This is a genomic window from Aeromonas rivipollensis (assembly GCF_037811135.1).
In the GTDB taxonomy this organism is placed as follows: domain Bacteria; phylum Pseudomonadota; class Gammaproteobacteria; order Enterobacterales; family Aeromonadaceae; genus Aeromonas; species Aeromonas rivipollensis.
The window spans coordinates 1,056,126-1,078,366 of the sequence record NZ_CP149130.1; the positions used below are offsets into that span (position 1 = coordinate 1,056,126).

General features: G+C 63.6%; 22 protein-coding genes, 1 tRNA gene and 1 pseudogene. 21 read left to right on the forward strand and 3 right to left on the reverse strand.

Going from position 1 to position 22,241, the window contains the following annotated elements; genetic code table 11:
* Nucleotides 1-39 precede the first annotated feature (39 nt).
* From WIR04_RS04915 to galE, 20 genes are all read left to right on the forward strand, one after another.
* Entirely contained in the window at nt 40-636 is a 597-nt protein-coding gene (locus WIR04_RS04915) for an HAD family phosphatase (protein ID WP_338890923.1), read from the forward strand.
* A gap of 149 nt (nt 637-785) precedes the next feature.
* Nucleotides 786-1,616, forward strand: a complete 831-nt coding sequence (locus tag WIR04_RS04920) for a hypothetical protein (RefSeq protein WP_025328007.1) — start codon at nt 786-788, stop codon at nt 1,614-1,616.
* A gap of 94 nt (nt 1,617-1,710) precedes the next feature.
* The gene (locus tag WIR04_RS04925; RefSeq protein ID WP_338890926.1) at nt 1,711-2,265 is read left to right on the forward strand and encodes a DUF3157 family protein; all 555 of its coding nucleotides are present in this window, start codon (nt 1,711-1,713) and stop codon (nt 2,263-2,265) included.
* A 181-nt stretch (nt 2,266-2,446) separates the two neighbouring features.
* Complete coding sequence (locus tag WIR04_RS04930) at nt 2,447-3,076, forward strand: autotransporter (protein ID WP_307764069.1); 630 nt, start codon at nt 2,447-2,449, stop codon at nt 3,074-3,076.
* Nucleotides 3,077-3,249: 173 nt separating this feature from the next.
* Complete coding sequence (locus WIR04_RS04935) at nt 3,250-4,194, forward strand: YbgA family protein (protein ID WP_025328004.1); 945 nt, start codon at nt 3,250-3,252, stop codon at nt 4,192-4,194.
* A 146-nt stretch (nt 4,195-4,340) separates the two neighbouring features.
* Nucleotides 4,341-5,228, forward strand: a complete 888-nt coding sequence (locus tag WIR04_RS04940) for a MerR family transcriptional regulator (RefSeq protein ID WP_307764070.1) — start codon at nt 4,341-4,343, stop codon at nt 5,226-5,228.
* Entirely contained in the window at nt 5,225-6,649 is a 1,425-nt protein-coding gene (gene phrB / locus WIR04_RS04945; protein WP_338890929.1) for a deoxyribodipyrimidine photo-lyase, read from the forward strand. Before WIR04_RS04940 ends, phrB begins: the two co-directional genes overlap by 4 nt.
* A gap of 1 nt (nt 6,650) precedes the next feature.
* Nucleotides 6,651-7,079 carry a nuclear transport factor 2 family protein gene (locus WIR04_RS04950; RefSeq protein ID WP_338890931.1) on the forward strand — a complete coding sequence of 143 codons (429 nt, stop codon included), beginning with the start codon at nt 6,651-6,653 and terminating at the stop codon, nt 7,077-7,079.
* Entirely contained in the window at nt 7,076-7,810 is a 735-nt protein-coding gene (locus WIR04_RS04955) for an SDR family NAD(P)-dependent oxidoreductase (RefSeq protein WP_307764073.1), read from the forward strand. The genes WIR04_RS04950 and WIR04_RS04955 overlap by 4 nt, the downstream gene beginning before the upstream one ends.
* Complete coding sequence (locus WIR04_RS04960) at nt 7,807-9,066, forward strand: NAD(P)/FAD-dependent oxidoreductase (protein WP_338890934.1); 1,260 nt, start codon at nt 7,807-7,809, stop codon at nt 9,064-9,066. The genes WIR04_RS04955 and WIR04_RS04960 overlap by 4 nt, the downstream gene beginning before the upstream one ends.
* The gene (locus WIR04_RS04965) at nt 9,063-9,818 is read left to right on the forward strand and encodes a DUF1365 domain-containing protein (protein WP_338890936.1); all 756 of its coding nucleotides are present in this window, start codon (nt 9,063-9,065) and stop codon (nt 9,816-9,818) included. Before WIR04_RS04960 ends, WIR04_RS04965 begins: the two co-directional genes overlap by 4 nt.
* A complete protein-coding gene (locus WIR04_RS04970; protein ID WP_338890938.1) occupies nt 9,818-11,074 on the forward strand; it encodes a cyclopropane-fatty-acyl-phospholipid synthase family protein in 1,257 nt (418 codons plus the stop codon). Before WIR04_RS04965 ends, WIR04_RS04970 begins: the two co-directional genes overlap by 1 nt.
* A gap of 2 nt (nt 11,075-11,076) precedes the next feature.
* Nucleotides 11,077-11,556, forward strand: coding sequence for a DUF2878 domain-containing protein (locus WIR04_RS04975; RefSeq protein WP_025327996.1), 480 nt, complete (start codon nt 11,077-11,079; stop codon nt 11,554-11,556).
* The gene (locus WIR04_RS04980; RefSeq protein ID WP_289977988.1) at nt 11,553-11,771 is read left to right on the forward strand and encodes a TIGR02450 family Trp-rich protein; all 219 of its coding nucleotides are present in this window, start codon (nt 11,553-11,555) and stop codon (nt 11,769-11,771) included. Before WIR04_RS04975 ends, WIR04_RS04980 begins: the two co-directional genes overlap by 4 nt.
* Nucleotides 11,728-12,270 carry a chalcone isomerase family protein gene (locus WIR04_RS04985; RefSeq protein WP_338890943.1) on the forward strand — a complete coding sequence of 181 codons (543 nt, stop codon included), beginning with the start codon at nt 11,728-11,730 and terminating at the stop codon, nt 12,268-12,270. Before WIR04_RS04980 ends, WIR04_RS04985 begins: the two co-directional genes overlap by 44 nt.
* Before the next feature lie 14 nt (nt 12,271-12,284).
* The gene (locus WIR04_RS04990; protein ID WP_025327993.1) at nt 12,285-12,827 is read left to right on the forward strand and encodes a DUF3833 domain-containing protein; all 543 of its coding nucleotides are present in this window, start codon (nt 12,285-12,287) and stop codon (nt 12,825-12,827) included.
* A gap of 130 nt (nt 12,828-12,957) precedes the next feature.
* Nucleotides 12,958-13,425, forward strand: coding sequence for a Dps family protein (locus WIR04_RS04995; RefSeq protein WP_025327992.1), 468 nt, complete (start codon nt 12,958-12,960; stop codon nt 13,423-13,425).
* Nucleotides 13,426-13,669: 244 nt separating this feature from the next.
* A complete protein-coding gene (gene hcp, locus WIR04_RS05000; RefSeq protein ID WP_338890946.1) occupies nt 13,670-15,319 on the forward strand; it encodes a hydroxylamine reductase in 1,650 nt (549 codons plus the stop codon).
* 187 nt (nt 15,320-15,506) lie between these two features.
* Nucleotides 15,507-16,514 carry a hybrid-cluster NAD(P)-dependent oxidoreductase gene (locus WIR04_RS05005; RefSeq protein ID WP_338890948.1) on the forward strand — a complete coding sequence of 336 codons (1,008 nt, stop codon included), beginning with the start codon at nt 15,507-15,509 and terminating at the stop codon, nt 16,512-16,514.
* Between the two features lie 84 nt (nt 16,515-16,598).
* Nucleotides 16,599-17,612: a UDP-glucose 4-epimerase GalE gene (galE, locus tag WIR04_RS05010; protein ID WP_338890950.1), complete on the forward strand. Its 1,014-nt coding sequence runs from the start codon at nt 16,599-16,601 to the stop codon at nt 17,610-17,612.
* A gap of 73 nt (nt 17,613-17,685) precedes the next feature.
* On the opposite strand, the gene WIR04_RS05015 is transcribed toward galE, so the two are convergent.
* Nucleotides 17,686-18,435 carry a DsbA family protein gene (locus WIR04_RS05015; RefSeq protein WP_338890952.1) on the reverse strand — a complete coding sequence of 250 codons (750 nt, stop codon included), beginning with the start codon at nt 18,433-18,435 and terminating at the stop codon, nt 17,686-17,688.
* A gap of 198 nt (nt 18,436-18,633) precedes the next feature.
* Here WIR04_RS05015 and WIR04_RS05020 point away from each other — a divergent pair.
* Nucleotides 18,634-18,721 (forward strand) — tRNA-Ser (locus WIR04_RS05020).
* A gap of 123 nt (nt 18,722-18,844) precedes the next feature.
* Here the strand turns inward: WIR04_RS05020 and WIR04_RS20930 are convergent.
* Nucleotides 18,845-19,102 (reverse strand): annotated as a pseudogene (locus WIR04_RS20930) (MFS transporter); the annotation flags it as partial.
* An 18-nt stretch (nt 19,103-19,120) separates the two neighbouring features.
* Nucleotides 19,121-22,240: a multidrug efflux RND transporter permease subunit gene (locus tag WIR04_RS05025; protein WP_338890954.1), complete on the reverse strand. Its 3,120-nt coding sequence runs from the start codon at nt 22,238-22,240 to the stop codon at nt 19,121-19,123.
* Between the last annotated feature and the right edge of the window lies 1 nt (nt 22,241).

The window sequence follows — 22,241 nt, forward strand, 5'->3', positions numbered from 1 at the left end:
CCCGTTTTTTTCTGGTCAATGAAGAGGGGAGACGAGAGGATGGCGATTATCTTCGATCTGGGACGGGTGGTGGTGAGCTGGGATCCGGTCGGCATAGTGCGCTCGGTGAGAGGGCCGGATGGCGCCGAGGCCCTGGCGGAGCTGCTGTTCAACCACCCGGACTGGCTGGAGGTGGACAGGGGCACCCTCTCCCTGCACGCCATGGCCCGCCAGGCAGAGGAGCGCACCGGCTTGCCTATGGCACAGAACCTCGCCATCTTGCAGGCGGTGCCCGCCTCCTTGCTGCCGGATCCCGCCATGGTGGCGCTTATCGAGGCGCTGTACAGTGCCGGTCACCGGCTCTACGCCCTCTCCAACATGGGCCATGCCAGCATCGACTGGCTGGAGCAGCAGGAGTTCTGGCGCTTCTTCAGCGGCAAGGTGGTGTCGGCCCGGGTACGGATGCTCAAGCCCGAGCACGACATCTACCGCTATCTGCTGGTGTCGTTCGACCTCAAGGCCGGGGAGTGCCTCTTCATCGACGACAGCCCGGCCAATGTGGCGGCGGCCCGGGCGCTCGGCCTGCAGGGCATGGTGTTCACCGACGCCCCCGGGTGCCGCCGGCAGCTGGTCGAGCAGGGATGGTTGCCCGCCTGAGGGGGAAGGGGCCCTTCGCCGGGCCCGGATAAAAGGGATCTGATTTGCATCTTGAGCGAATAAAGAACAACTTTGTCCCCATTCTTTAAGTGTCTATTCAGCTTTGTCATCGCAAAATAACATCCTATTCATCATCCGGAGCCGTTGTTATGGATGCCAATGTAGTCGCGCTGAATCGGGGATACGATCAGCTTTTTCAGGCCAGGGAACAGAGGCTCATCAATACCCTGGCCGGTTACGGCGAACTGCTTGTCTCCTTCTCCGGCCGTCTGGAGTCCTGCTACAGCATGGATCTGTGCCGGGCCAGCGGGGTCCGCTTTCGGGCCATCACCCTGGACAACCCGACCCTCAGCCGCCAGTCGGTGGCCAGGGCTCAGCGCTACTGCCGACATTACGGCATTCCCCACCAAGTGCTCAAGACCGACGAGATGATCTTCAGCGCCCACCTCGGCCACCTCGCCGAGGTGACGGATCCGGTGCGCTACCTCTGCCAGCAGCTCGAGCATGGCGACGGCCCCCCGCTGCTGATGTCGGCCTCGACCGAGGAGAGGCGGGAGTATCTGCGCCGCTTTCACAGCCTGCCGGCCAATACCCTCTGGATCTTTGCCGAGCAGGGCATGACCAACCGGGACTTTCGCTATGGCTTCCACAAGCGGCAACTGGCGCTGTGGGGAGAGGTGGGAGAGGCTTGCCTGAGCCGGCGGTTTACCGATGTTGCGTCCCTGGATCGGCGCCACCTGCGCATGGTCGACATGGCCGAGCAGATGCTGTTCGACATGGGGTTGGGCGGGGCCCAGGTCTTCTTCCATACCCTGGGAGACAGAGCCACCACCCTGGCGAGAATTCGGGTGCCTGAACGGCTGAGGGCCCTGGTGTTCGACATGCAGCCGAGCATCCAGAAGGCGCTGCAGAGCGCCCAGTTCGATCTGGTGACCCTGGACATGGTATCGGGGGAAGATCCCCAGCTACTGGTCATCTGATCCCGGCCTGGCCCGTAACGTGAGTCGGGTCATAGGCAAGGGCAGCCCGACTCTTTATACTGCTCCCTCTGCATCCCTATCGAGTCATGAGCCCATGAAACCCTTGTCCAGACTGCTGCTTGCCCTCTGCCTCTCCCCCATGCTGGCCCAGGCCGCGCCCCTGACCCAGGTCACCCTGGCCGATGGCCGTCAGGTGCAGCTCAACGATGACTTCACCTGGGAATACCTGCTGGTCAAGCCCGCCGAGGCGAGCCCCGGCAAGACGGTGACTGGGAGCGTGGCGGCGCCGGTGCTGACCGAGCAGGCTCTGGCCAATCCCGACCTGCTCGCCCAGGCGACCCGGGACGGCATCACTGTGACCCTGAACCAGGTGGAGGGCGAGGATCCGCTGCGCCTGCAATTCATGGTGAACAACACCGGCAGCCGCAACGTGGTGCGGGTCAACGGCAGCCTGACCCTGTTCAGCGCCGAGGGCGTGCAGCTCTCGACCCAGCCGGTGCGCTTCTGGGTCGGGGAGAACCGTCTGCCGGAATCCTATCTGCGCAAGGGCGAGCAGCGTCCGTCGCGAGCCATCGAGCTGGACCGTCCGGCCAATCTGACCGGCAAGCCGCTGGTGCGGGTGCAGATCGACGAGGTGGAATTCCGCTAGGATGGCTGCGGGGACGGGCAGGCCCGTCCCCATGGAGTGTTGCTCCGGTAACCGCCAGCAATATCTGCTTACATCTGACATGGTTTGGCAACAGCTTGCCGCTCGGCACCTCCCCCTTTGCCCGTCACAATGGCTCCATTCCAGTTAGGTTCCGCCTAACTCAACAATCGGAGTCAACAAAATGCAAAAGCTCGCACTGTCTGTTCTGGTTCTGGCCGGCCTCTCTTCCACCTCTGTGCTGGCGCAAGATGCGTTCAGCTACGCCAAGGGATCTGCCACCTGGGCACACACCAAGTCCGACTACGTCGGTGGCAAGGACAGCAACAACCGCGATTTCGGTGGTCTGAGCCTGGATCTCTCCAAGAGCTTCGGCTCCAACTTCTACGGCCGTTTCGGTTCCGAATACAGCTCCCGCAACAGCGGCAATGACAGCATGGCCATCTCCAGTCTGGGGATGGGGGTCTTCACTCCCCTCAGCACAGGCCTGAACCTGTACGGTGAAGCGGGTCTGATGGGCTACAGCATGGAGCGCGAGCTCGCCTCCAACGTGAACGACAGCGGCTGGGACAACATCACCCGCAAGGAGAGCGGCAGCCTCTACGGTGAAGTGGGCCTGCGCTATGACATCGGTGCCGTCGAGCTCTCCACCGGCTACCGTTACGCCAACATGACCGACGACATGCATGACTTCAAGGCGGGTGCCGCCTACAAGGTGAGCCAGAACCTGGCCCTCACCGCCGATTACACCTATCGCAACTGGGATCTGCAGAAAGGATCCATCACCAGCCTGGGTGTGAAATACAGCTTCTGATTTCCCTGTCTGTCGTGACCTCCATCTTGCCCATGACCCCGGTCATGGGCTTTTTCATTTTCCGGTGATCCTGTTTTCCCCCTTGTGTCGTATCGGTCCGCAATAGTTATACAACTTCCATTTCTTTGTATAACTGCTATAACTGAGTCAATGCTTATACAAGGGGCGTAATCATGTACAAGATCAAGGTCGGTATCAGTGCCTGTCTGCTGGGGCAGGAAGTGCGGTTCGACGGGGGCCACAAGCGCTCCAGTTTCTGCGAACGGGATCTTGGCGCTCACTTCGAGTATCACCCCGTCTGCCCCGAGATGGCCATCGGCCTCGGCGCCCCCCGCGCCGCCATCCGCCTGGTCAAGCGCCATGGGGAGGTGCGGGCCGAGGCGAGCAACGGCAGCTTCGACGTCACCGACAAGCTGATCGCCTTCAGCGAGCAGAAGGCTAGCCAGCTCGATTTCCTCTCCGGCTACATCCTCTGCGCCAAGTCTCCCAGCTGCGGCATGGAGCGGGTACGCATCTATGGCGCCAACAACGAGGGGAGCGCCAAGGAGGGAATTGGCCTCTTTGCCAAGGCGCTGATGGAGGCCAACCCCCTGCTGCCGGTGGAGGAGGACGGTCGCCTCTGCGACCCCATACTGCGGGAAAACTTCGTGCTGCGGGTCTTCGCCTATCACGACTGGCAGCGGCTCTGCGCCAGCGGGATCACCGCCGCCGCCCTCATCCGCTTCCATTCGCGTTACAAGTATCTGGTGCTCTCCCACGCCACCACCCACTACCGCACCCTCGGCAAGCTGCTCGGCAACCTTGGCAAGGCCAACCTGCAGGAGGTGGCCGACAGCTACATCAAGGGCCTGATGGCGGCGCTTACCCTGAGGGCAAACCGCCGCAGCCACACCAATGTGCTGATGCACCTGCAGGGCTATTTCAAGCGGGTGCTGACCCCGGCCCAGAAGCAGGAGCTCTGCGACACCATAGACAAGTACCGCACCGGCATCTTCCCGCTGCTGGTGCCGCTCACCCTGATCCGCCACTACCTGCGGGAATACCCCAATGCCTATTTGTCCGAGCAGGTCTACCTCAATCCTCATCCCGATACGCTCAAGCTGCGTTACGGGCTTTGAATATTGGGCTGATTACGTGGGTTCAGGTCTATCCAGAGACCCGCATCCCGATACGCTCAAGCTGCGTTATGGACGTTGAATTCGCTTGTTGCCCGGCGCAGGCCCTGCGTCGGGGAGCTTCACACCTCTGCTTGATGGACGTTGTCATGTCTGATTTACCGCAAGAAATTGCTCCTCTGCCTGATGAGGGGATCTACCCCATCCGCGAGGTCTCCCGCCTCACCGGGGTCAATGCTGTCACCCTGCGTGCCTGGCAGCGCCGCTACGGCCTGGTGCAGCCCGCCCGCACCGACAAGGGGCACCGCCTCTACAGCGAGCAGGATATCCGCCAGATAGGCGAGATCCTGAGCTGGCTGGAGCGGGGGGTGAGCATAGGCCAGGTCAAGGGGCTGCTGAGCGAACCCCACGCCCAGCCGGTGAGCGATCACTGGCAGCAGACCCTGGAGCAGTTCAGCCAGGCGTTGCTCGCCTTCAACCAGCGCAAGGCGGAGGCTGAGCTTAACGACCTGCTGGCGAGCTACCCCTTCGAGCTGGTGCGCAGCCGGGTGCTGCAGCCGCTGGTGGAGCGGCTGCTGGGGCTGTGGCGCGAGCGCCCTGACGGCGAGCTGCTGCAACAGGTGTGGCTGGGCTGGCTCCACACCCGCTTCGCCCGCCACCTCATCGAGCAGGAGAAGGGGTTGCCGGTCACCCTGGCGAGCTGGGGCCAGGTGGGCCCGCTCGATCTGGTCTGGGCGGCCTACGAGCTGATAGGTCAGGGCTATGAGGTGCAACTGCTGGGGGCGGTGGAGCCGCGCCACGTCGCCCTGCTGGAGGGGCGGGCCGCCACCCCCTGGCGGGTGCTGCTGGGGGCCGGGCTGGGCAAGCCGGCGCTGGCTGCCGACTGGCCTGCCGGTACCCGGCTCTTTGGCGAGCTGGGGCGACTCTATGACGCTGATTGGCTGGCCGCCCACGGCTGGCGGGCGACCCTGGCCGAGGTGATGGCAGACAAGCCTGCCGCCCACGGCTTGAGCGGGCGCGGGAGCAAGAAATCATGAGGCTGGTCTGGTTTCGCAATGACTTGCGCCTGGCCGACAACCCGGCCTTGCGTCATGCCTGCGCCGATGAGGAGCAGGTGGCGGCCCTCTTTGTCATCTCGCCGACCCAGTGGCGGCAGCACAAGATGGCCCCCATCCGTCAGCGCTTCATCCTGGCCCAGGTGGATGCGCTGGGCCTCGAACTGGCGGCACTCGGCATAGAGCTTCATCTGCTGCGGGTCGAGACCTTTGCCGAGACACCGGCTGCGCTGGCCGCGCTGGCCCGCGAGCTTGGCGTCACCCGGCTCTATGCCAATCAGGCCATCGAACTTGACGAACAGCGCCGGGATGGTGCCGTCACCGCAGCGCTGGCAGAGCAGGAGGTAAGTTGCCACTGGTTCAACGGCTGCTGCGTGCTGCCCCCTGGGCGGGTGCTGACCGGTTCTAGGGAGATGTTCAAGGTCTTCACCCCCTTCAGCCGCGCCTGGCTCAAGGCGCTTGACGAGGATGGCTTCGTCATTCACAGAGCCCCGGCGCCGCGGGGCGACGCCCTGCCCTGGCAGCCGCTGGCCGAGAGGGCCTTTGTCGATGAGGCGATCGGGGAGACGACACCGGATCCCCGCTGGCCCGTGGGGGAGGCCGAGGCACTGCGGCGGCTGCACGCCTTCCTGGAGCAGGGGGTGCTGGACTACGGCGAGACCCGGGATTTTCCGGCTCTGGCGGGGACTTCCATCCTCTCCCCCTATCTGGCGGCGGGCATCGTCAGCCCCCGTCAGTGCGTGGCGGCCTTGCAGCAGCGGCTCGGCGGCCGGCCCCAGTCCAAGGCGCAGCCCGGTTTCGTCTGGCTGAACGAGCTCATCTGGCGGGAGTTCTATCGCCACCTGCTGGTGCTGGTGCCAGGCCTCTCCATGAACAAGCCCTTCAAGCCCGAGACCGGGGCCCTGCCCTGGAGCTGGGATCCGGATGCCTTCGCCGCCTGGTGCGAGGGGCGTACCGGTTACCCCATCGTCGACGCCGCCATGCGCTGCCTCAACGCCACCGGCTGGATGCACAACCGGCTGCGGATGATAGTGGCTAGCTTCCTGACCAAGGATCTGCACATTCACTGGCGGCTTGGTGAGGATTACTTCATGAGCAAGCTCATCGACGGGGATCTGGCGGCCAACAATGGCGGCTGGCAGTGGGCGGCGGGCACCGGCGCCGATGCGGCCCCCTACTTCAGGGTATTCAACCCCACCACTCAGGGGCAACGATTTGATCCACAAGGGGACTTTATCCGTACCTGGGTATCTGAGCTTGCCGATCTGCCTGCCACCTATGTGCACCAGCCCCACGACTGGTTGCGGCTCAAGGGGCGGCAGGACTACCCGGCGCCCATGGTGGATCATGCCGTTGCACGGGTGAGGGCCATCGAGATGTTCCGTGACCTGGAGAAGAAATAACATGAACGACGCGCTGGCCCATTTCATCGTCCTCTACCTGCAACTGGACAAACATCAGTTGCACCGTCTGCCGGAGATCTATGCCGATCAGGTGGTGTTCATCGATCCGGCCCACCGCATAGAAGGGCTGGCCGCGCTAACCCGCTATTTCTCCTCTCTCTACGGGCGGCTCAAGGAATGCCGCTTCGAGATCACCAGCCAGCAGTTGCAGGGCAATGAAGCCTGGCTCAGCTGGGTCATGATCTTCGCCCATCCCAGGATCGCCGGCGGGCGACCCGTGCGGGTGGAGGGCGCAACCCGGCTGCAGTTCGATGCCTGGGGCAAGGTCTGCCTGCACCGGGACTACTTCGATCTCGGCGCCATGATCTACGAGCAGTTGCCGCTGCTCGGGTCAGTGGTGCGCGCCATCAAGGGGAGGCTGGGAGCATGAGCGGGCGTGTGCTGATCACCGGGGCCACCTCCGGAATAGGTCGCCAGCTGGCGCTCGACTACCGAGGCGCTGGCTGGCAGGTGTGGGGCTGTGGCCGCGACGGCGAGCGGCTGCAGGCATTGGCGCATGAGGGGATCACCCCCCTGCAGTTCGATGCGCGGGACAGCGCCGCCATGGCAGAGGTTGCCGCCGGCCTGCCCAGGCTGGATCTGTTGATCCTCAACGCCGGCAACTGCGAATACATGGATTTGGCAGAGGGGTTCGACGGCGCCCTCTTTGCCCGGGTGATAGAGACCAACCTCGTCGCCACCGGCCACGCCCTGGCCGCCTTCCTGCCGCTGCTGGCATCCGGGTCACGGCTCGCCATCGTCAGCTCCTCTGTCAGCTGGCTGCCCCTGCCAAGGGCCGAGGCCTATGGCGCCTCCAAGGCCGCCCTCGACTATCTGGCCGCCACCCTGCGTCTCGATCTCGCTGCCCGGGGCATAGGGGTGACCCTGATCCGCCCGGGCTTCGTGCAAACGCCACTCACCGCGAAGAATGATTTTCCCATGCCCTGTCTGGTGACGGTGGAGGAGGCTTCCCGCGCCATCATGGGCGGGCTGGCTGCCGGTCGCCATCAGATCCACTTCCCCCGTCGCTTCATCTGGCTGCTGCGCCTGCTTGGCGCACTGCCGACGGGGCTCTGGCTACGGCTGGGGCGCACTCTCATCTCGAAAGGATCCCCTTCATGAAGAAAAGGATCGCCATCATAGGTTCCGGGATCTCGGGTCTCAGCGCCGGTTTTATGCTCCACAAGCTGCACGACATCACCCTGTTCGAGGCGGCCCCCCTGCTCGGCGGTCATACCGCCACCGTGGATGTCAGCCTGGCCGGTCGCAGCTATGCCATCGACACCGGTTTCATCGTCTTCAACGATCGCACCTACCCGAATTTCCTGAAATTGCTGGAGCGGATCGGGGTGGCACGTCAGCCCACCGAGATGAGCTTCTCGGTCAAGAGCCCCCAGGGACTGGAGTACAACGGTCACAACCTGGATACCCTGTTTGCCCAGCGCAGCAACCTGTTGAACCCGCGCTTCTACCGCTTCGTCGCCGAGATACTGCGCTTCAACCGGGAGGCCCGCGCCTGGCTGGCGGAGCTTGGGCGCCACGGCGGTGGCAGCGAACCTACCCTGGGGGATTTCCTGCAACTGGGGGAGTTCAGCGACTACTTCGCCCGTCACTACATACTGCCCATGGGGGCGGCCATCTGGTCCTCCACCCTGGCGGACATGCGCGCCTTTCCGCTGGGCTTCTTCCTGCGTTTCTTTGCCAACCACGGCCTGCTCGATGTGGCCAACCGCCCCCAGTGGTACGTCATTCCGGGCGGCTCGCGGGAATACATAGGCCCGCTCACCGCAGGCTGGCTGCCGCGGATCCGGCTGGCCTGCCCGGTGCAGGGGATAAGGCGCACGGCCGAGGGAGTGTTGGTCCTAAGCGGCTACGGGGAGGAGCAGTTTGACGAGGTGATCCTCGCCTGTCACAGCGATCAGGCGCTGGCCCTGCTGACGGATGCGAGCGAAGGGGAGCAGGCCATTCTCGGCGCAATGGCCTATCAGGCCAACGACGTCTGGCTTCACACCGATGTGAGCTGCCTGCCTGCGCGGCCAAAAGCCTGGGCCAGCTGGAACTATCTGCTCGGGGACGACGACGAGGCGCGCCCCCTGGTGAGCTACAACATGAACATCTTGCAGGGGATAAGCTCGCCGCAACCCTTCTGCGTCAGCCTCAATCCCCAGGGCCGGGTGGACGAGAGCAAGGTGCTGCGCCGCTTCGTCTATCACCATCCGGTCTTCAATCAGGCCTCCATCGCCGCCCAGCAGCGGCGGGCCGAGATCTGCGGCCGGCAGCACACCCATTTCTGCGGTGCCTACTGGTACAACGGCTTTCACGAGGACGGGGTGCGCAGCGCCCTGGACGTGGCCAGTCGCTTCGGAGCCAGTCTATGAAGGGTGCCGGCGACACCATGGACACCATCAGCGCCATCTGGCAGGGCTCGGTGCGCCACCGTCGCTTCGCGCCGCGCAGCCACGCCTTCTCTTACGGCCTCTTCATGCTGGGGCTGGATCTGGACGAACTGCCAAGACTCGATCAGGGGCGCTGGTTTGGCGTGGAGCGGGCGGGGCTGCTCTCCTTTCGCCGCCGCGACTATCTGAGTGGCAGCGAAGGGCCCCTCAAGCAGGCGGTGTGGGACAAGGTGACCGCCCTTGGCGGCAGTGCCGAGCCGGACGGTCGGGTGCTGCTGCTTGGCAACGTGCGCTGCCTAGGCTTCTACTTCAGCCCGGTCAACTTCTACTTCTGCTACCGGGAGGGGGAGGCGCGCTATCTGCTGGCGGAGGTGTCGAACACCCCCTGGAACGAGCGCCACTACTATCTGCTGGATCTGGCGGCCCTGGCGCCCCATGACAAGGATTTTCACGTATCCCCCTTCATGGGGCTGGCAATGCGTTATCACTGGCGCATCAGGCCGCCCGCGCAGGAGACGCTGATCCATATCGAGAGTCATCCCCGATCAGGCGAGGCCAAGCTGTTCGACGCCACCCTGGCGCTGCGCCGCGAGCCGCTGTCGCGCCAGGGGCTCGCGGCCCTGCTCGCCCGCTGGCCCTGGATGACCCTCAAGGTGCTGCTCGGTATCTACTGGCAGGCCCTGCGTCTTTTTATCAAACGAACACCTATATTCACCCATCCGGAGAGCCGCTAATGGAACTTGCTCAATCAACCCTCTCTGCCTCCTTCATCGACAAGGGGGCCAGGCAACTGCTGCTCAGTCTGCTGGGACGCCTCGAACAGGGGCAACTGCTGCTGCGTGACGGCAACGAGCGCCACAGCTTCGGGGTGGCGGGCACAGATCTCCATGCCGAGGTGATAGTGCAGGATCCGGCCTTCTATCGCCGCCTGTTGCTGGGGGGCAGCATAGCCGCCGGTGAGACCTGGGTGGAGGGACTCTGGACCAGCCCGGATCCGGTGGCCCTGGTGCGGCTGCTGGCCCGCAACCTGACGCTGCTCGACACTCTGGAGCGGCGGCTAGGCTGGCTCAGCTTCCCCTTCAACAAGGTACGCCACTGGCTTAACCGCAATACCCTGACCGGGTCGAGATCCAACATCGCCGCTCACTATGATCTCGGCAATACCCTCTATCAGGGCTTCCTCGACAGCCACATGCAGTATTCGAGTGCCATCTACCCGAGCGCCGAGGCCACCCTGGAGCAGGGGCAGCAGGCCAAGCTGCGCACCATCTGCGAGCGGCTCGAGCTCGGGCCGGACGATCACCTGCTGGAGATAGGCACCGGCTGGGGCGGTCTGGCTGTCTATGCCGCCCGCCACTACGGTTGCCGGGTGACCACCACCACCATCTCCCAGGCCCAGCATGACTACGCAAAAGAGTGGATTGCCCGGGAGGGGCTGGAGGATCGCATCACCCTGCTGCTGGAGGATTACCGCAAGCTGGAGGGGAGCTTCGACAAGCTGGTCTCCATCGAGATGATAGAGGCGGTGGGGCACGCCTTCCTGCCGGACTACTTCCGCCAGCTGTCGCGCCTGCTCAGACCCGGCGGCCGCCTGCTCATTCAGGCCATCACCATAGCCGATCAGCGCCACGCCCAGTATGTGCGCGGTGTCGACTTCATTCAGCGCTACATCTTCCCCGGCGGCTGTCTGCCGAGCGTCTCCCAGATGGCGGGGCTGCTCGCCCGGGAGACCGACATGCAGCTGGTGCGGCTGCACGATCACGGCCACCACTACGCCCGCACCCTGGCCCATTGGTGCGAACGCTTCCTGGCGCTGGCCCCGGAGTTGCCAAGGCTCGGCTACAGCCAGGACTTCATCCGGCTGTGGCACTTCTATTTCGCCTACTGCGAGGGGGGCTTCTGGGAGCGGGCCATCAGCTTGGTGCAGCTGGAGGCGGCCAAGCCTGGCCCGCTCGGCTGGTCCGGTGATCTGCCAGTGAGCAGTCACTGACCATGTGGCAGTGGGCCCATCTGCTGGGGTTCAACCTCTACTGGTTGCTGGCGGTGAAATGGCAGCAACCGGGTCCCCTGCTGCTGATGTTGTTGCTTCATTTTCTCTTCTCTCCTCGTCGCCGGCATGACTGGCGGCTCATTCCCGTCGCCCTGGCAGGCTGTCTGCTCGACATCCTGCTCTGGGGGCTCGGCCTGTTCCAGTTTCCGTCCGGTTTCCCGCTCTGGCTGCTGCTGCTCTGGTGCGGTTTTGCCCTGACGCTCTCCCATGGCCTGGGCTGGCTGCAGCGGTTGCCCCGCTGGCAGCAGGCGCTCTTTGGCATGGTGGGGGGCGCCAGCTCCTATGTGGCGGGGGCTGCCATGGGGGCCGTACACTTACCCTGGGGCATCTGGATCAGCACGGCGCTGCTGGCGGTGATCTGGATGTGGTGGTTACCCGTACTGCTGTGGGTAACGGTGACGCTGGAGGGTGAGCCGAGATGAACACCTTTTCGACCGACGCCTTGTTGTTTTCCAAATGGACCAAGGAGAGCCAGTACGAGCTGACCGACCGCTTCTACCTGGTGGTGGCGTGCCAGCGGGATGCGCGAGGTCAACTGGCGAGCGTGGTGATGCAGGATATCAATACCCTGCAGGAACAGGAGATGGACTGGCATGAACTGGAAGATCCTGCCCATTGGCACATGGGGTGGAACTAGCACCTTGCTTGCGGCGCTGACGCTGCTTGTGGCCACTGCCGTGCAGGGCTCCGCCGCCCCCTGGCAACAGCTGCGCCCGGTCGGGCAGGGGGAGATGAGCTGGCTCTGGTTCAAGCTCTATGACGCCACCCTCTACAGCGAGAGCGGCCGCTACGAGCCCGGTCGCTATCCCCAGGCCCTCACCCTGACCTATGCCAGGGCCATAGAACGGGAAGATCTGCTGAGCGCCACCGCCGCCGAATGGCAACGGCTCGGGCTTGGCAGCGAGACGGATCGCCAGCGCTGGCTCGGCCGGCTCGCCGCCCTCTGGCCCGACGTCGGGGTGGGGGACAGACTCACCTTCTATGTGGACAGCGCGGGTGCCGGTCACTTCTGGTGGCAGGACAAGCCCCTGGGTTCCCTTGCCGATCCGCAGTTTTCTGCCGCCTTTCTGGCCATCTGGCTCGCCGACAACAGTCGCGACCCCGCCCTTACCCGCCGCCTGCGCGGCCAACCCTGACACTGGAGTCCCTCATGCCTCTCTACCACATATGGCGCCTTCTGCTGCTGTGGCCACTTCTGCTGCTGGCTGGTTGTGGCACCAGCCTCGATGACTATAGAGGGCAGGGTCCGAACTGGGATCTCGCCCGTTTTTTCAATGGCAAGCTGGTGGCCCATGGCCTGGTGACAGACCGTAGCGGCGAAGTGACCAGTCGCTTTCGGGTCGAGATGCAGGGACGCTGGCGAGAGGGCAAGGGGGAGCTGTTCGAACAGTTCTATTTCGATGACGGCCGCCAGCAGACCCGCACCTGGTTTTTGAGCAAGGGGGCGGATGGACACTGGCGTGGCACCGCCTCGGACGTGGTGGGGGAAGCGGTGGGCAAGACGGCTGGTTTTGCCCTGAACTGGCGCTATCAACTCGATCTGGCCCTGCCGGACGGGGAGGTGGTGCGGGTGAGCTTCGATGACTGGATGTATCTGCTGGATGAAGATCGCCTGATCAATCGCGCCGAGATCAGCAAGTTCGGCATTCATCTGGGGGAAGTGATCCTCTATATCGAGCGGCTTGAGCGATGAAAGCGGGTGCTTTTCCCGCTGACGATAGCCAGTCGCTATCAATGAGCAAGGTACAAGCAATTGTCCTTTGAGTCTGTGCGGGGATATGCTGACTCCGTTCCCAATAATGTTTACCACCTGGAGGTGAATGATGAAGAGCCCCATTGGTCTTGATACCGTTCAATCACAAGCCCTGGCCGCCGAGCTGAACAAGTTGCTGGCCAGCTACCAGATCCTCTACATGAACGTTCGCGGCTTCCACTGGAACATCCGTGGCAACCAGTTCTTCGAGCTGCACCTCAAATTCGAAGAGATCTACAACGATCTGCTGCTGAAGGTTGATGCCCTGGCCGAGCGCATCCTCACCCTGGATGGGGTGCCCCTGCACAGCTTCAGCGACTACATCAAGGTCTCCGCCATACCAGAACAGAAGGGGTTGCACGACGGCCGCGCCTGTGTCGAATCCCTGCTGGAGAGTTTCCGCGAATTGCTGGTGGCCCAGCGCCGCATCCTGGCGCAGGCTGCCGAAGCCGGTGACGAGGGTACCGCCTCCATCCTCTCCGACTATGTGCAGCAGCAGGAGAAACTGGTCTGGATGCTGCGGGCCTACCTGGACTGATGACATGCAGGGCCGGATGTCACTAGTGACGCCGGCCTGGCCGTTCCCTTATCCCCTGTTGCTGCAATCCTGAATTGTCTTTGATGTTATCCACCCGCTTGCCGCCCTGTCTGGGCGGCTTTTTTGTTTTTGATCTGCATCAATGAAAACTTAATTGGTAAATTGAATGCCTATTAAGTTTTTCGAGAGAGGAATAGAATCGCCACAAAACAAGTAACTGAAATGTCCAATTGGGAGAGGCATGATGTTTTGTGTGCAATGTGAACAGACAATTCGTACCCCCGCAGGCAATGGCTGCGCCTATGCACAGGGTATGTGCGGCAAGACGGCCGAGACCTCGGATCTGCAGGATGTGTTGATCTATGCGCTGCAGGGGCTCAGCGCCTGGGCGCTGGCAGCTCGCGAGCACGGCATCGTCGATGACGAGATCGACGCCTTCGTGCCCAAGGCCTTCTTCGCCACCCTCACCAACGTCAACTTCGACTCGGCGCGCATCGTCGGCTATGTGAATCAGGCGATGGCTTATCGCCAGCAATTGGCCGACCGTCTGACCGCCCTGGCGGTGCAGGTCAGCGATCTACCCGCCGCCGCTCGCTTCGAACCGGGCGCCGAACTGCTGGAACAGCTGGCCCATGCGCCCCAGACCGCGGTCAATCGCGGCAAGAGCGAGGTCAACGAAGACATCATGGGGCTGCGTCTGCTCTGCCTCTACGGCCTCAAGGGCGCCGCCGCCTATATGGAGCATGCCCGGGTGCTGAGTCAGCAAGACAGTGCCGTGGCCGCCGAGTTCCACCGCATCATGAGCTGGTTGGGCACGGATCCGAGCGATCTGGATCCCCTGTTCAAGTGCGCCATGGACATAGGCCTGTTGAACTTCAAGATCATGGAGATGCTGGATCTCGGCGAAACCAGCGCCTTCGGCCACCCCGAGCCGACTCAAGCAAGAGTCACCCCGGTGCCGGGCAAGTGCATCCTGGTCTCAGGTCACGACATGGTGGATCTCAAGCTCATCCTGGAACAGACCATGGGCACCGGCATCAACGTCTACACCCACGGCGAGATGCTGCCGGCCCTGGCCTACCCCTTCTTCAAGCAGTACCCGCATCTGGTGGGCAACTACGGCTCCGCCTGGCAGAACCAGCAAAAAGAGTTTGCCAACTTCCCGGGCGCCGTGGTGATGACCTCCAACTGCATCATAGATCCCAACGTGGGCAACTACTCGGATCGCATCTTTACCCGCTCCATCGTCGGCTGGCCAGGGGTCACTCACCTGGAAGGGGAAGACTTCTCCGCAGTGATCGCCAAGGCCCAAGCGCTGGAAGGGTTCAAGCACACCGAGCTCGAGCACTTCATCACCATCGGCTTCGCCCGCAATGCCCTGATGCAGGCGGCACCAGCGGTGATCGACAAGGTGAAGGCCGGGGAGATCAGCCACTTCTTCCTGGTGGGGGGTTGTGACGGCGACCGTGCCGAGCGTGCCTACTACACCGAGTTTGCCAAGGGGATCCCCCAGGACAGCCTGCTGCTCACCCTGGGCTGCGGCAAGTACAAGTTCAACAAGCTCGACTTCGGTGACATCGGCGGCATTCCGCGCCTGCTGGATGTGGGTCAGTGCAACGATGCCTACTCCGCCATCCAGCTCGCCCTGGCGCTCTCCGAGGCGTTCGAGTGCGGCGTCAACGATCTGCCGCTGACCCTGGTGCTCTCCTGGTTCGAGCAGAAGGCCATCGTCATCCTGCTCACCCTGCTGGCGCTCGGGGTGAAAGACATTCGCACCGGTCCGACCGCACCGGCCTTCCTCACCCCGGCCCTGCTCAAGGTGCTGGAGGAGCAGTTTGGCCTGAAAGGGACCACCACGGCCGAGGCTGACTTGGCCGAGATCCTGGCGGCCTGATCACGGTGCTGGAGACATAGTCCGGCCTCAAGGGACCCACGACCGCAGAGGCGGATATTGCCGAGATCCTGGCGGCCTGAGCGGCGCCATCTCCGCCTTACACGCTCAGCATGTTGTAAGCCTTTGGCGAGCCTGATGGCTCGCCTTTTTTTCAAGACGATCGCTTCAAGACAAGAGGAGCCTTGCGATGACCTCCACCTCTCTTTCCCTGCGCTGCATTGGCCGTCGTGCGGATACCCACGACGTGACCAGCTGGCAGTTTGTCGCCACCGAGGGTTCTCTGCCCCCCGTGCTGGCCGGCCAGTGCGTGACGCTGCACACCGAGGTTGGCGGCGAGCCTCAGTGCCGTGCCTATACCCTCTCCTCCAGCCCGCAGGATGCCTGCTGGCAGGTGACCATCAAGGATGTGGGCCTGATCTCCCACCACCTGCACCAGAGTCTGCAGGTAGGGGACGAGATCCGGGCCGACGGCCCCTTCGGTGACTTCAACCTGACCGCCTTGCCTTGCGAGCGACCGTTGCTGCTGAGCGCGGGCTCCGGCATCACCCCCATGTGGGCCATGCTGCGGGACGAGCTCGCCAAGCGACCCTATGCGGACATCCGCTTCATTCACAGCGCCCGCTCGCCCCAGGACGTGATCTTCGCGGATGAATTGGCCGCGCTGGCCGAGGCGCACCCCGGTGTGCGTCATGCTCTGGTGCTGGAGCAGGCGCCGGCCGCTCACCCCTGGGTCGGTCGGCTCAGCCCCGACATGCTCAAGGAGCTGGCGCCGGACTTGCTCGGCCGCCACGTCTATCTGTGCGGGCCCGCGCCCTACATGGCGGCGGTGAGCACCATGCTGGCAGAGCTGGGGCTGCCGGCGGCGCAGCTGCATCAGGAGTCGTTCGGCTTGCCTGCTGTTACATCGGGTGTAGCGCCAGTTGCCGCCGGGGGTGACCATTTCTGGCTGACCCTCAAAAAGAGCGGCAAGAAGGTGAAGATACTGCCGGGCCAGACCCTGCTGGCCGCGCTGGAGGGGGCGGGGGAGACCATGATGGCCGCCTGCCGCGCCGGGGTGTGCGGGGCCTGTCGCTGTACCACGACCGGCGAGATCGAGCGCCAGAGTGTGATGACTCTCAGCCCGCAGGATCTGGAGAGCGGGGTCGCACTGGCCTGCTCCTGCACTGCCAGGGGAGATGTCGGCCTCGACTACTGAGGGCGTCATAGGTATCCCGAGCTTTTCCCGCGCGGGCAGGGCGGGTAGACTCAGCTTCAGTTTCAGCAAAGCACGGGATAAAAAATGACAATTCTGGTCACGGGCGGTGCCGGTTATATCGGCTCCCACACCCTGGTTGAGCTGCTGGGCGCCGGCCAGCAGGTGGTGGTACTGGACAATCTCTCCAACTCCTCCCCCGAATCCCTCAGGCGGGTCGAGCAGATCACCGGCAAGGCCGTCACCTTCGTCGAGGGCGACATTCTGGACAGGGACTGCCTGCAACGGCTGTTCGCCGCCCACAAGATCGAGTCTGTGATCCACTTCGCCGGCCTCAAGGCGGTGGGGGAGTCCAGCCAGATCCCGCTCACCTACTACCAGAACAACGTGACCGGCACCCTGGTGCTGTGCGAAGAGATGGCCAAGGCCGGCGTGTTCCGCCTGGTGTTCAGCTCCTCGGCCACCGTCTATGGCGATCCCGCCTCTGTGCCCCTGCGGGAAGATTTCCCCACCAGCGCCACCAACCCTTACGGCCGCTCCAAGCTGATGGTGGAGGAGATACTGCGGGATCTCTCCCAATCCGATCCCCGCTGGGCCATAGTGCTGCTGCGCTACTTCAACCCGGTCGGTGCCCACGAGAGCGGCCTCATCGGCGAAGATCCCAACGGCATTCCCAACAACCTGCTGCCCTATATCAGCCAGGTCGGTGTCGGCAAGCTCAAGGAGCTGGGGGTCTTTGGCAACGACTACCCGACGCCGGACGGCACCGGGGTGCGCGACTACATCCACGTTGTGGATCTCGCCATCGGTCACCTCAAGGCGCTGGCCCGCATCGGGAGCGACACCGGGGTCTTCACCTACAACCTGGGCACAGGCCAGGGTTACTCCGTGCTGGAGATGGTCAAGGCGTTCGAAACCGCAAGCGGTCGCCCCATTCCCTACCAGATCAAGCCCCGTCGCCCCGGCGACATCGCCGAATGCTGGGCCGAGCCTACCCTGGCCCGGGACGCGCTGGGCTGGCAGGCCGAGCGGGGGCTCGAGCAGATGATGGTGGACACCTGGCGCTGGCAAAGCCAGAACCCGAACGGCTATCAGTCCTGAGGGACTGGAGCCTGAATGGCAAAACGCCCCGGCATCGCGATGCCGGGGCGTTTTTTTACGAGCGAAGAGCGGGTTACTGAATGCTCTTGCCGGCTCGCACATCCTTGATGATGGCCTTGAGGCTCGCCAGGTCGCGGGGGGCACCGCGCAGGATCTGATCACCGATGATAAAGGCCGGGGTGCCGGAGATGCTCATGGCTTCGGCCAGGGCACGGTTGGTACCCAGGTTCTGATCTATGCTGCCGTCCTTGAACTTGGCCTCGACCTTGCTCCAGTTGACCCCAGCGGCCTCTGCCACCTGCTTCACCTGGGCTTCGTCTGACAGCGGGCCCTGGTGGGCATAGAGCTTGTCGTGGAAGGCCTGGTATTTGTCGGGCTGGCCGAGCTGCACCGCCAGCGCGGCGCGGGCGGCGTAGTAGGAGGTCTCGCTCAGTATGGGGAACTGCTTGTAGATGTAGCGGATGTCCTTGTCTTCACCGAGCAGTTGCTGGATGAGCGGGTGGGCCCGCTTGCAGTAGCCGCAGTTGTAGTCGAAGAACTCGACCACAGTCAGGCTGCCCTTGGGGTTGCCGCTCTCGGGATCCTGGTTGGCGAAGAGCTGCTTGGCATGGGCCTCGATCAGCGTCTTGTCGCTCTCGGCCTGCTGGCTCTCCTGCTTGGCGCGCAGGGCATTGGACATCTCGACCAGTATTTCCGGATTCTTGACCAGATAGTCGCGCACGATCTGCTCGACATCGCTCTTGGTCAGCTCGCTCGCCTGCACCGGCGCCGCAAGCAGGGTCGCGCCGGTCAGGGCGGCGAACAGGGCATGTTTGATTCTCATAAGTCCATCTTGCTGGGAATATCGTGGAGGCCACTATAGTGGGTGAGTCTGTTTTCAAGTCAAGCCATCCGGTTGAAAAAGCACGGGTTGGGGCGACTCTGCGGGTTTTGTTGGCCATTTAGCCCAATAAATCGGCAAACGAACAGAGCGGGGATTTACAAGGGGGATCGTCATGGGTAATATGCGTCGCACTGCTGCGGAGGGGTGGCAGAGCGGCTGAATGCACCGGTCTTGAAAACCGGCGATGGGCGACCATCCGTGGGTTCAAATCCCACCTCCTCCGCCATTTATTTATAGAGCCCATCTCAATCGTTGATTGAGATGGGCTTTTTCGTATTCGCGTGCCACAGGCCAGCGCCATGGCGTGATCATCATCCTCTTCGAAGGTGCGCCGAATGGTGCCGAGCACGCAGGGCATGATCATCGCACCTCCCGGGGCCAGCAACCCCCGCGCATCGGTCAGCATGACCGGCGTCGGCGCATAGGCGGCCAGCAGGGAGGCAACCCCGAAGATGGTCAGCCCGCTGAGCAGCAGGCGGCGGTTGCCGATACAGTCCGCCTGGGTGCCCATGGGCATCCGCAGCCCCGCCATCAGCAGCGGATAGATGTCGATGATCCAGAGCACCTGGGTGGTAGAAGCGCCGAGGGCCTGGGCCAGGGAGGGCACAGAGGTGGATCGCCGGCATCATGACGCCCCTCGCCGCGTTGTACGCCAGGCCTGAAGGCGCTCCTGCGCCCCTATGATGAAGACAAAAAAGACCGGCACGAAGAAGATGGCCAGCAGGGTGCCGCTGATCATGCCACCGAACACGCCGGTGCCGATGGCATGCTGGGTCTCAGCGCTGGCACCGCTGGCGAGCATCAAGGGCACCACGCCCAGGGTGAAGGCCAGCGAGGTCATCAGAATGGGGCGCAGGCGCAGGCGGGCAGCAGTGACAGCCGCATCAAGCAGCGAGCGCCCTTCACTGTGCAACTGGCGCGCAAACTCCACGATGAGGATGGCATTCTTGGCCGACAGACCGATGATGGTGATCATGCCTACTTTAAAGAAGACGTCGTTGGGCATGCCGCGCAGCATCACGGCCGCGACGGCACCGAGCAGGCCCAGCGGCACCACCAACATCACGGAGAGCGGGATCGACCAGCTTTCATAGAGTGCCGCCAGCACCAGGAAGACCACCAGCGCCGACAACAGCATCAGCAGGGGGGCCTGCTCGGCTGACTGGCGCTCTTGCAACGACTGTCCCGTCCAGGCCAATGCGAAGCCTGGCGGCAATTGCGCCACCAGACGCTCCATCTCCGCCATCGCCGCTCCGCTGGAGATGCCGGGCGCTGCCCCTCCGGCAATACGCACGGCAGGGAAGCCATCGAAGCGCATCATTTGTTGCGGCGATTCGCGCCATTCCGGTGTCACCACCTCCCGCAAGGAGACCATGCCGCCGCTGGCATTGCGCACCCGCAGGCCGAGCACGTCATCGAGCTGCATGCGCGCCGACGCGTCGGCCTGCAGAATGACCTGCTGCATGTGCCCGCCGTTGGGGAAGTCGTTGACGTATAGCGACCCCATTGCGGCCGACAGGGTACTGCTTACTCTGGCGAACGAGAGTCCCATGGCTTCGGCCTTCTGTCGGTTGATCTCGAGGTGAATGCTCTCGCCGGGAGGCAGATTGTCGGGATACACATCACTGACTACCTGGCTTTTGGCGGCCAGTTCCAGCAGTTGTGCCTGAGCGGCCAGCAGCGCGGCATCTCCCCGGTTGGCTCTGTCTTGCAGGAACAGGGTGAAGCCGGAGGCGGTGCCCAGCTCGTCGATGGCGGGCGGCAGCAAGCTCATTACCGTGCCTTCAGGAATATTTGCCATAGCCGCTTGTGCCAGATCTGCCTCTTCGGCGGCCGTGGCGCCATGACGCTGATCCCAATCTTTGAGCATGGTGAAGGCCATGGCCGCATTGGGGCCTGCGCCGGAGAAGCTGAAGCCCTGCACCACCAGGTTGGTGTCCAGCGCCTCGCGAGAGGCGACGTGAGTCTCGAAGGCCTTGACCACCTCAAGGGTACGCTCGCTGGTGGCGCCGGTCGGCAGCTGGATGGAGGTCATGAAGTAGCCCTGATCCTCGTCTGGCAGGAAAGAGGAGGGCAGCTGAGCGGCGGCGATGGCTAGCACGGCGCAGAGGGCGGCAAAGGTTGCCATCATCCGTCCGCTGCGTCCGACCAGCCGGGTTACCCGCGCACCGTAGCCTGCCGTGAACCGCTCGAACCCCCGGTTGAAGGCACCGAAAAAGCCGCGCTTCTCATGATGATCTGGACTGACCGGACGCAGCAGGGTGGCGCAGAGCGCAGGCGTCAGGGTCAGGGCGAGGAAGGCCGAAATGAGGATCGAGACAGCCATCGACAGGGTGAACTGCTGGTAGATGACCCCCACCGAACCGCTGCCAAACGCCATGGGGAGAAACACCGCCGTGAGCACCAGGGTAATGCCGATCACCGCCCCGGTGATCTCCTTCATGGCTTGCGACGTCGCCTCCCTGGGCGACAGCCCCCGGGTGGCCATCAGGCGCTCGACGTTCTCCACCACCACGATGGCGTCGTCGACTATGATGCCGATGGCCAGCACCATGCCGAACATGGTGAGGGAGTTGATGGAAAAGCCGGCCAGCAGCATCACCGCGAAGGTGCCGAGCAGCGCTATGGGGGCGACGATGGCCGGGATCAGGGTGTAGCGCAGGTTCTGCAGGAAGAGGAACATCACCAGGAACACCAGCACCATGGCTTCCAGCAGGGTGTGGATCACCTTGTCGATGGAGACCTTGACGAAGGGGGCCGAGTCAAACGGGATCGAATAGGCCATGCCCGCCGGCAGGGTGGGGGCGAGCTGGGCGAGACGGGTGCGCACCCCATCGGCGGTACGCACGGCGTTGGCTCCGGGGGAGAGCTGAATGGCGGCGCTGGTGGCGGCCACGCCGTTCTCGCGGTTGGAGAAGGCGTAGGATTGCGCCCCTAGCTCGACCCGGGCGACATCACCCAGCACCAGCTTGGCGCCATCGCCACCGGCTCGCAGCACGATGGCGGCGAATGCCTCGGGGGTCGTCAGCTGCCCTTGAACCGTGAGGGGAACCGTCAGGCGTTGCCCCGGCAGGGCGGGTTCATCACCGAGGCGCCCCGGTGCAATCTGGATGTTCTGCTGCTCGATGGCCTGCGCCACCTCGCTGATGGTCAGCCCGTAGGCGGCGAGTTTGGCCGGATCTACCCAGATGCGCATGGCCTGCTCGGCGCCAAACAGCTGCACTCGTCCCACCCCGTCGATGCGGCGCAGCTCCTGCACAATATTGCGTGCCATGTAGTCGTTGAGGGCAACCTCATCGAAGCGGCCATCCGGTGAGGTCATGCCGACCATCATCAGAAAGCCGGATGAGGCGGACTCCACCTGCAGGCCGGTTTGCCGCACCGCTTGCGGTAAACGGGGTTCGACCGCCTTGATGCGGTTTTGCACGTCCATCTGGGCCAGCTCCGGATCGGTGCCCGGCTTGAAGGTGGCAGTGATCTGCGCGCTGCCCGAGGCGTCCACCGACGACTCGAAGTAGAGCAGGTTCTTCACTCCCGACAGCTCGCGTTCGATCAGGCTCACCACCGCATCGTTCAGGGTCTGCGGCGTGGCGCCCGGATAGGTGGCATAGAGGGTCACCGACACCGGCGCCACCGAGGGATAGCGGGAGATGGGGAGCTTGGGGATGGCGATGACCCCAGCCAGCACGATGAAGAGGGCGATCACCCAGGAAAACACCGGGCGATGGATAAAAAACTGCGGCATG

Bases quoted from the DNA above. Each gene is read 5' to 3' on its own strand.
- WIR04_RS04915 (WP_338890923.1), top strand. From the start codon at position 40: ATGGCGATTATCTTCGATCTGGGACGGGTGGTGGTGAGCTGGGATCCG.
- WIR04_RS04920 (WP_025328007.1), top strand. From the start codon at position 786: ATGGATGCCAATGTAGTCGCGCTGAATCGGGGATACGATCAGCTTTTT.
- WIR04_RS04925 (WP_338890926.1), top strand. From the start codon at position 1,711: ATGAAACCCTTGTCCAGACTGCTGCTTGCCCTCTGCCTCTCCCCCATG.
- WIR04_RS04930 (WP_307764069.1), top strand. From the start codon at position 2,447: ATGCAAAAGCTCGCACTGTCTGTTCTGGTTCTGGCCGGCCTCTCTTCC.
- WIR04_RS04935 (WP_025328004.1), top strand. From the start codon at position 3,250: ATGTACAAGATCAAGGTCGGTATCAGTGCCTGTCTGCTGGGGCAGGAA.
- WIR04_RS04940 (WP_307764070.1), top strand. From the start codon at position 4,341: ATGTCTGATTTACCGCAAGAAATTGCTCCTCTGCCTGATGAGGGGATC.
- phrB (WP_338890929.1), top strand. From the start codon at position 5,225: ATGAGGCTGGTCTGGTTTCGCAATGACTTGCGCCTGGCCGACAACCCG.
- WIR04_RS04950 (WP_338890931.1), top strand. From the start codon at position 6,651: ATGAACGACGCGCTGGCCCATTTCATCGTCCTCTACCTGCAACTGGAC.
- WIR04_RS04955 (WP_307764073.1), top strand. From the start codon at position 7,076: ATGAGCGGGCGTGTGCTGATCACCGGGGCCACCTCCGGAATAGGTCGC.
- WIR04_RS04960 (WP_338890934.1), top strand. From the start codon at position 7,807: ATGAAGAAAAGGATCGCCATCATAGGTTCCGGGATCTCGGGTCTCAGC.
- WIR04_RS04965 (WP_338890936.1), top strand. From the start codon at position 9,063: ATGAAGGGTGCCGGCGACACCATGGACACCATCAGCGCCATCTGGCAG.
- WIR04_RS04970 (WP_338890938.1), top strand. From the start codon at position 9,818: ATGGAACTTGCTCAATCAACCCTCTCTGCCTCCTTCATCGACAAGGGG.
- WIR04_RS04975 (WP_025327996.1), top strand. From the start codon at position 11,077: ATGTGGCAGTGGGCCCATCTGCTGGGGTTCAACCTCTACTGGTTGCTG.
- WIR04_RS04980 (WP_289977988.1), top strand. From the start codon at position 11,553: ATGAACACCTTTTCGACCGACGCCTTGTTGTTTTCCAAATGGACCAAG.
- WIR04_RS04985 (WP_338890943.1), top strand. From the start codon at position 11,728: ATGAACTGGAAGATCCTGCCCATTGGCACATGGGGTGGAACTAGCACC.
- WIR04_RS04990 (WP_025327993.1), top strand. From the start codon at position 12,285: ATGCCTCTCTACCACATATGGCGCCTTCTGCTGCTGTGGCCACTTCTG.
- WIR04_RS04995 (WP_025327992.1), top strand. From the start codon at position 12,958: ATGAAGAGCCCCATTGGTCTTGATACCGTTCAATCACAAGCCCTGGCC.
- hcp (WP_338890946.1), top strand. From the start codon at position 13,670: ATGTTTTGTGTGCAATGTGAACAGACAATTCGTACCCCCGCAGGCAAT.
- WIR04_RS05005 (WP_338890948.1), top strand. From the start codon at position 15,507: ATGACCTCCACCTCTCTTTCCCTGCGCTGCATTGGCCGTCGTGCGGAT.
- galE (WP_338890950.1), top strand. From the start codon at position 16,599: ATGACAATTCTGGTCACGGGCGGTGCCGGTTATATCGGCTCCCACACC.
- WIR04_RS05015 (WP_338890952.1), bottom strand. From the start codon at position 18,435: ATGAGAATCAAACATGCCCTGTTCGCCGCCCTGACCGGCGCGACCCTG.
- WIR04_RS05025 (WP_338890954.1), bottom strand. From the start codon at position 22,240: ATGCCGCAGTTTTTTATCCATCGCCCGGTGTTTTCCTGGGTGATCGCC.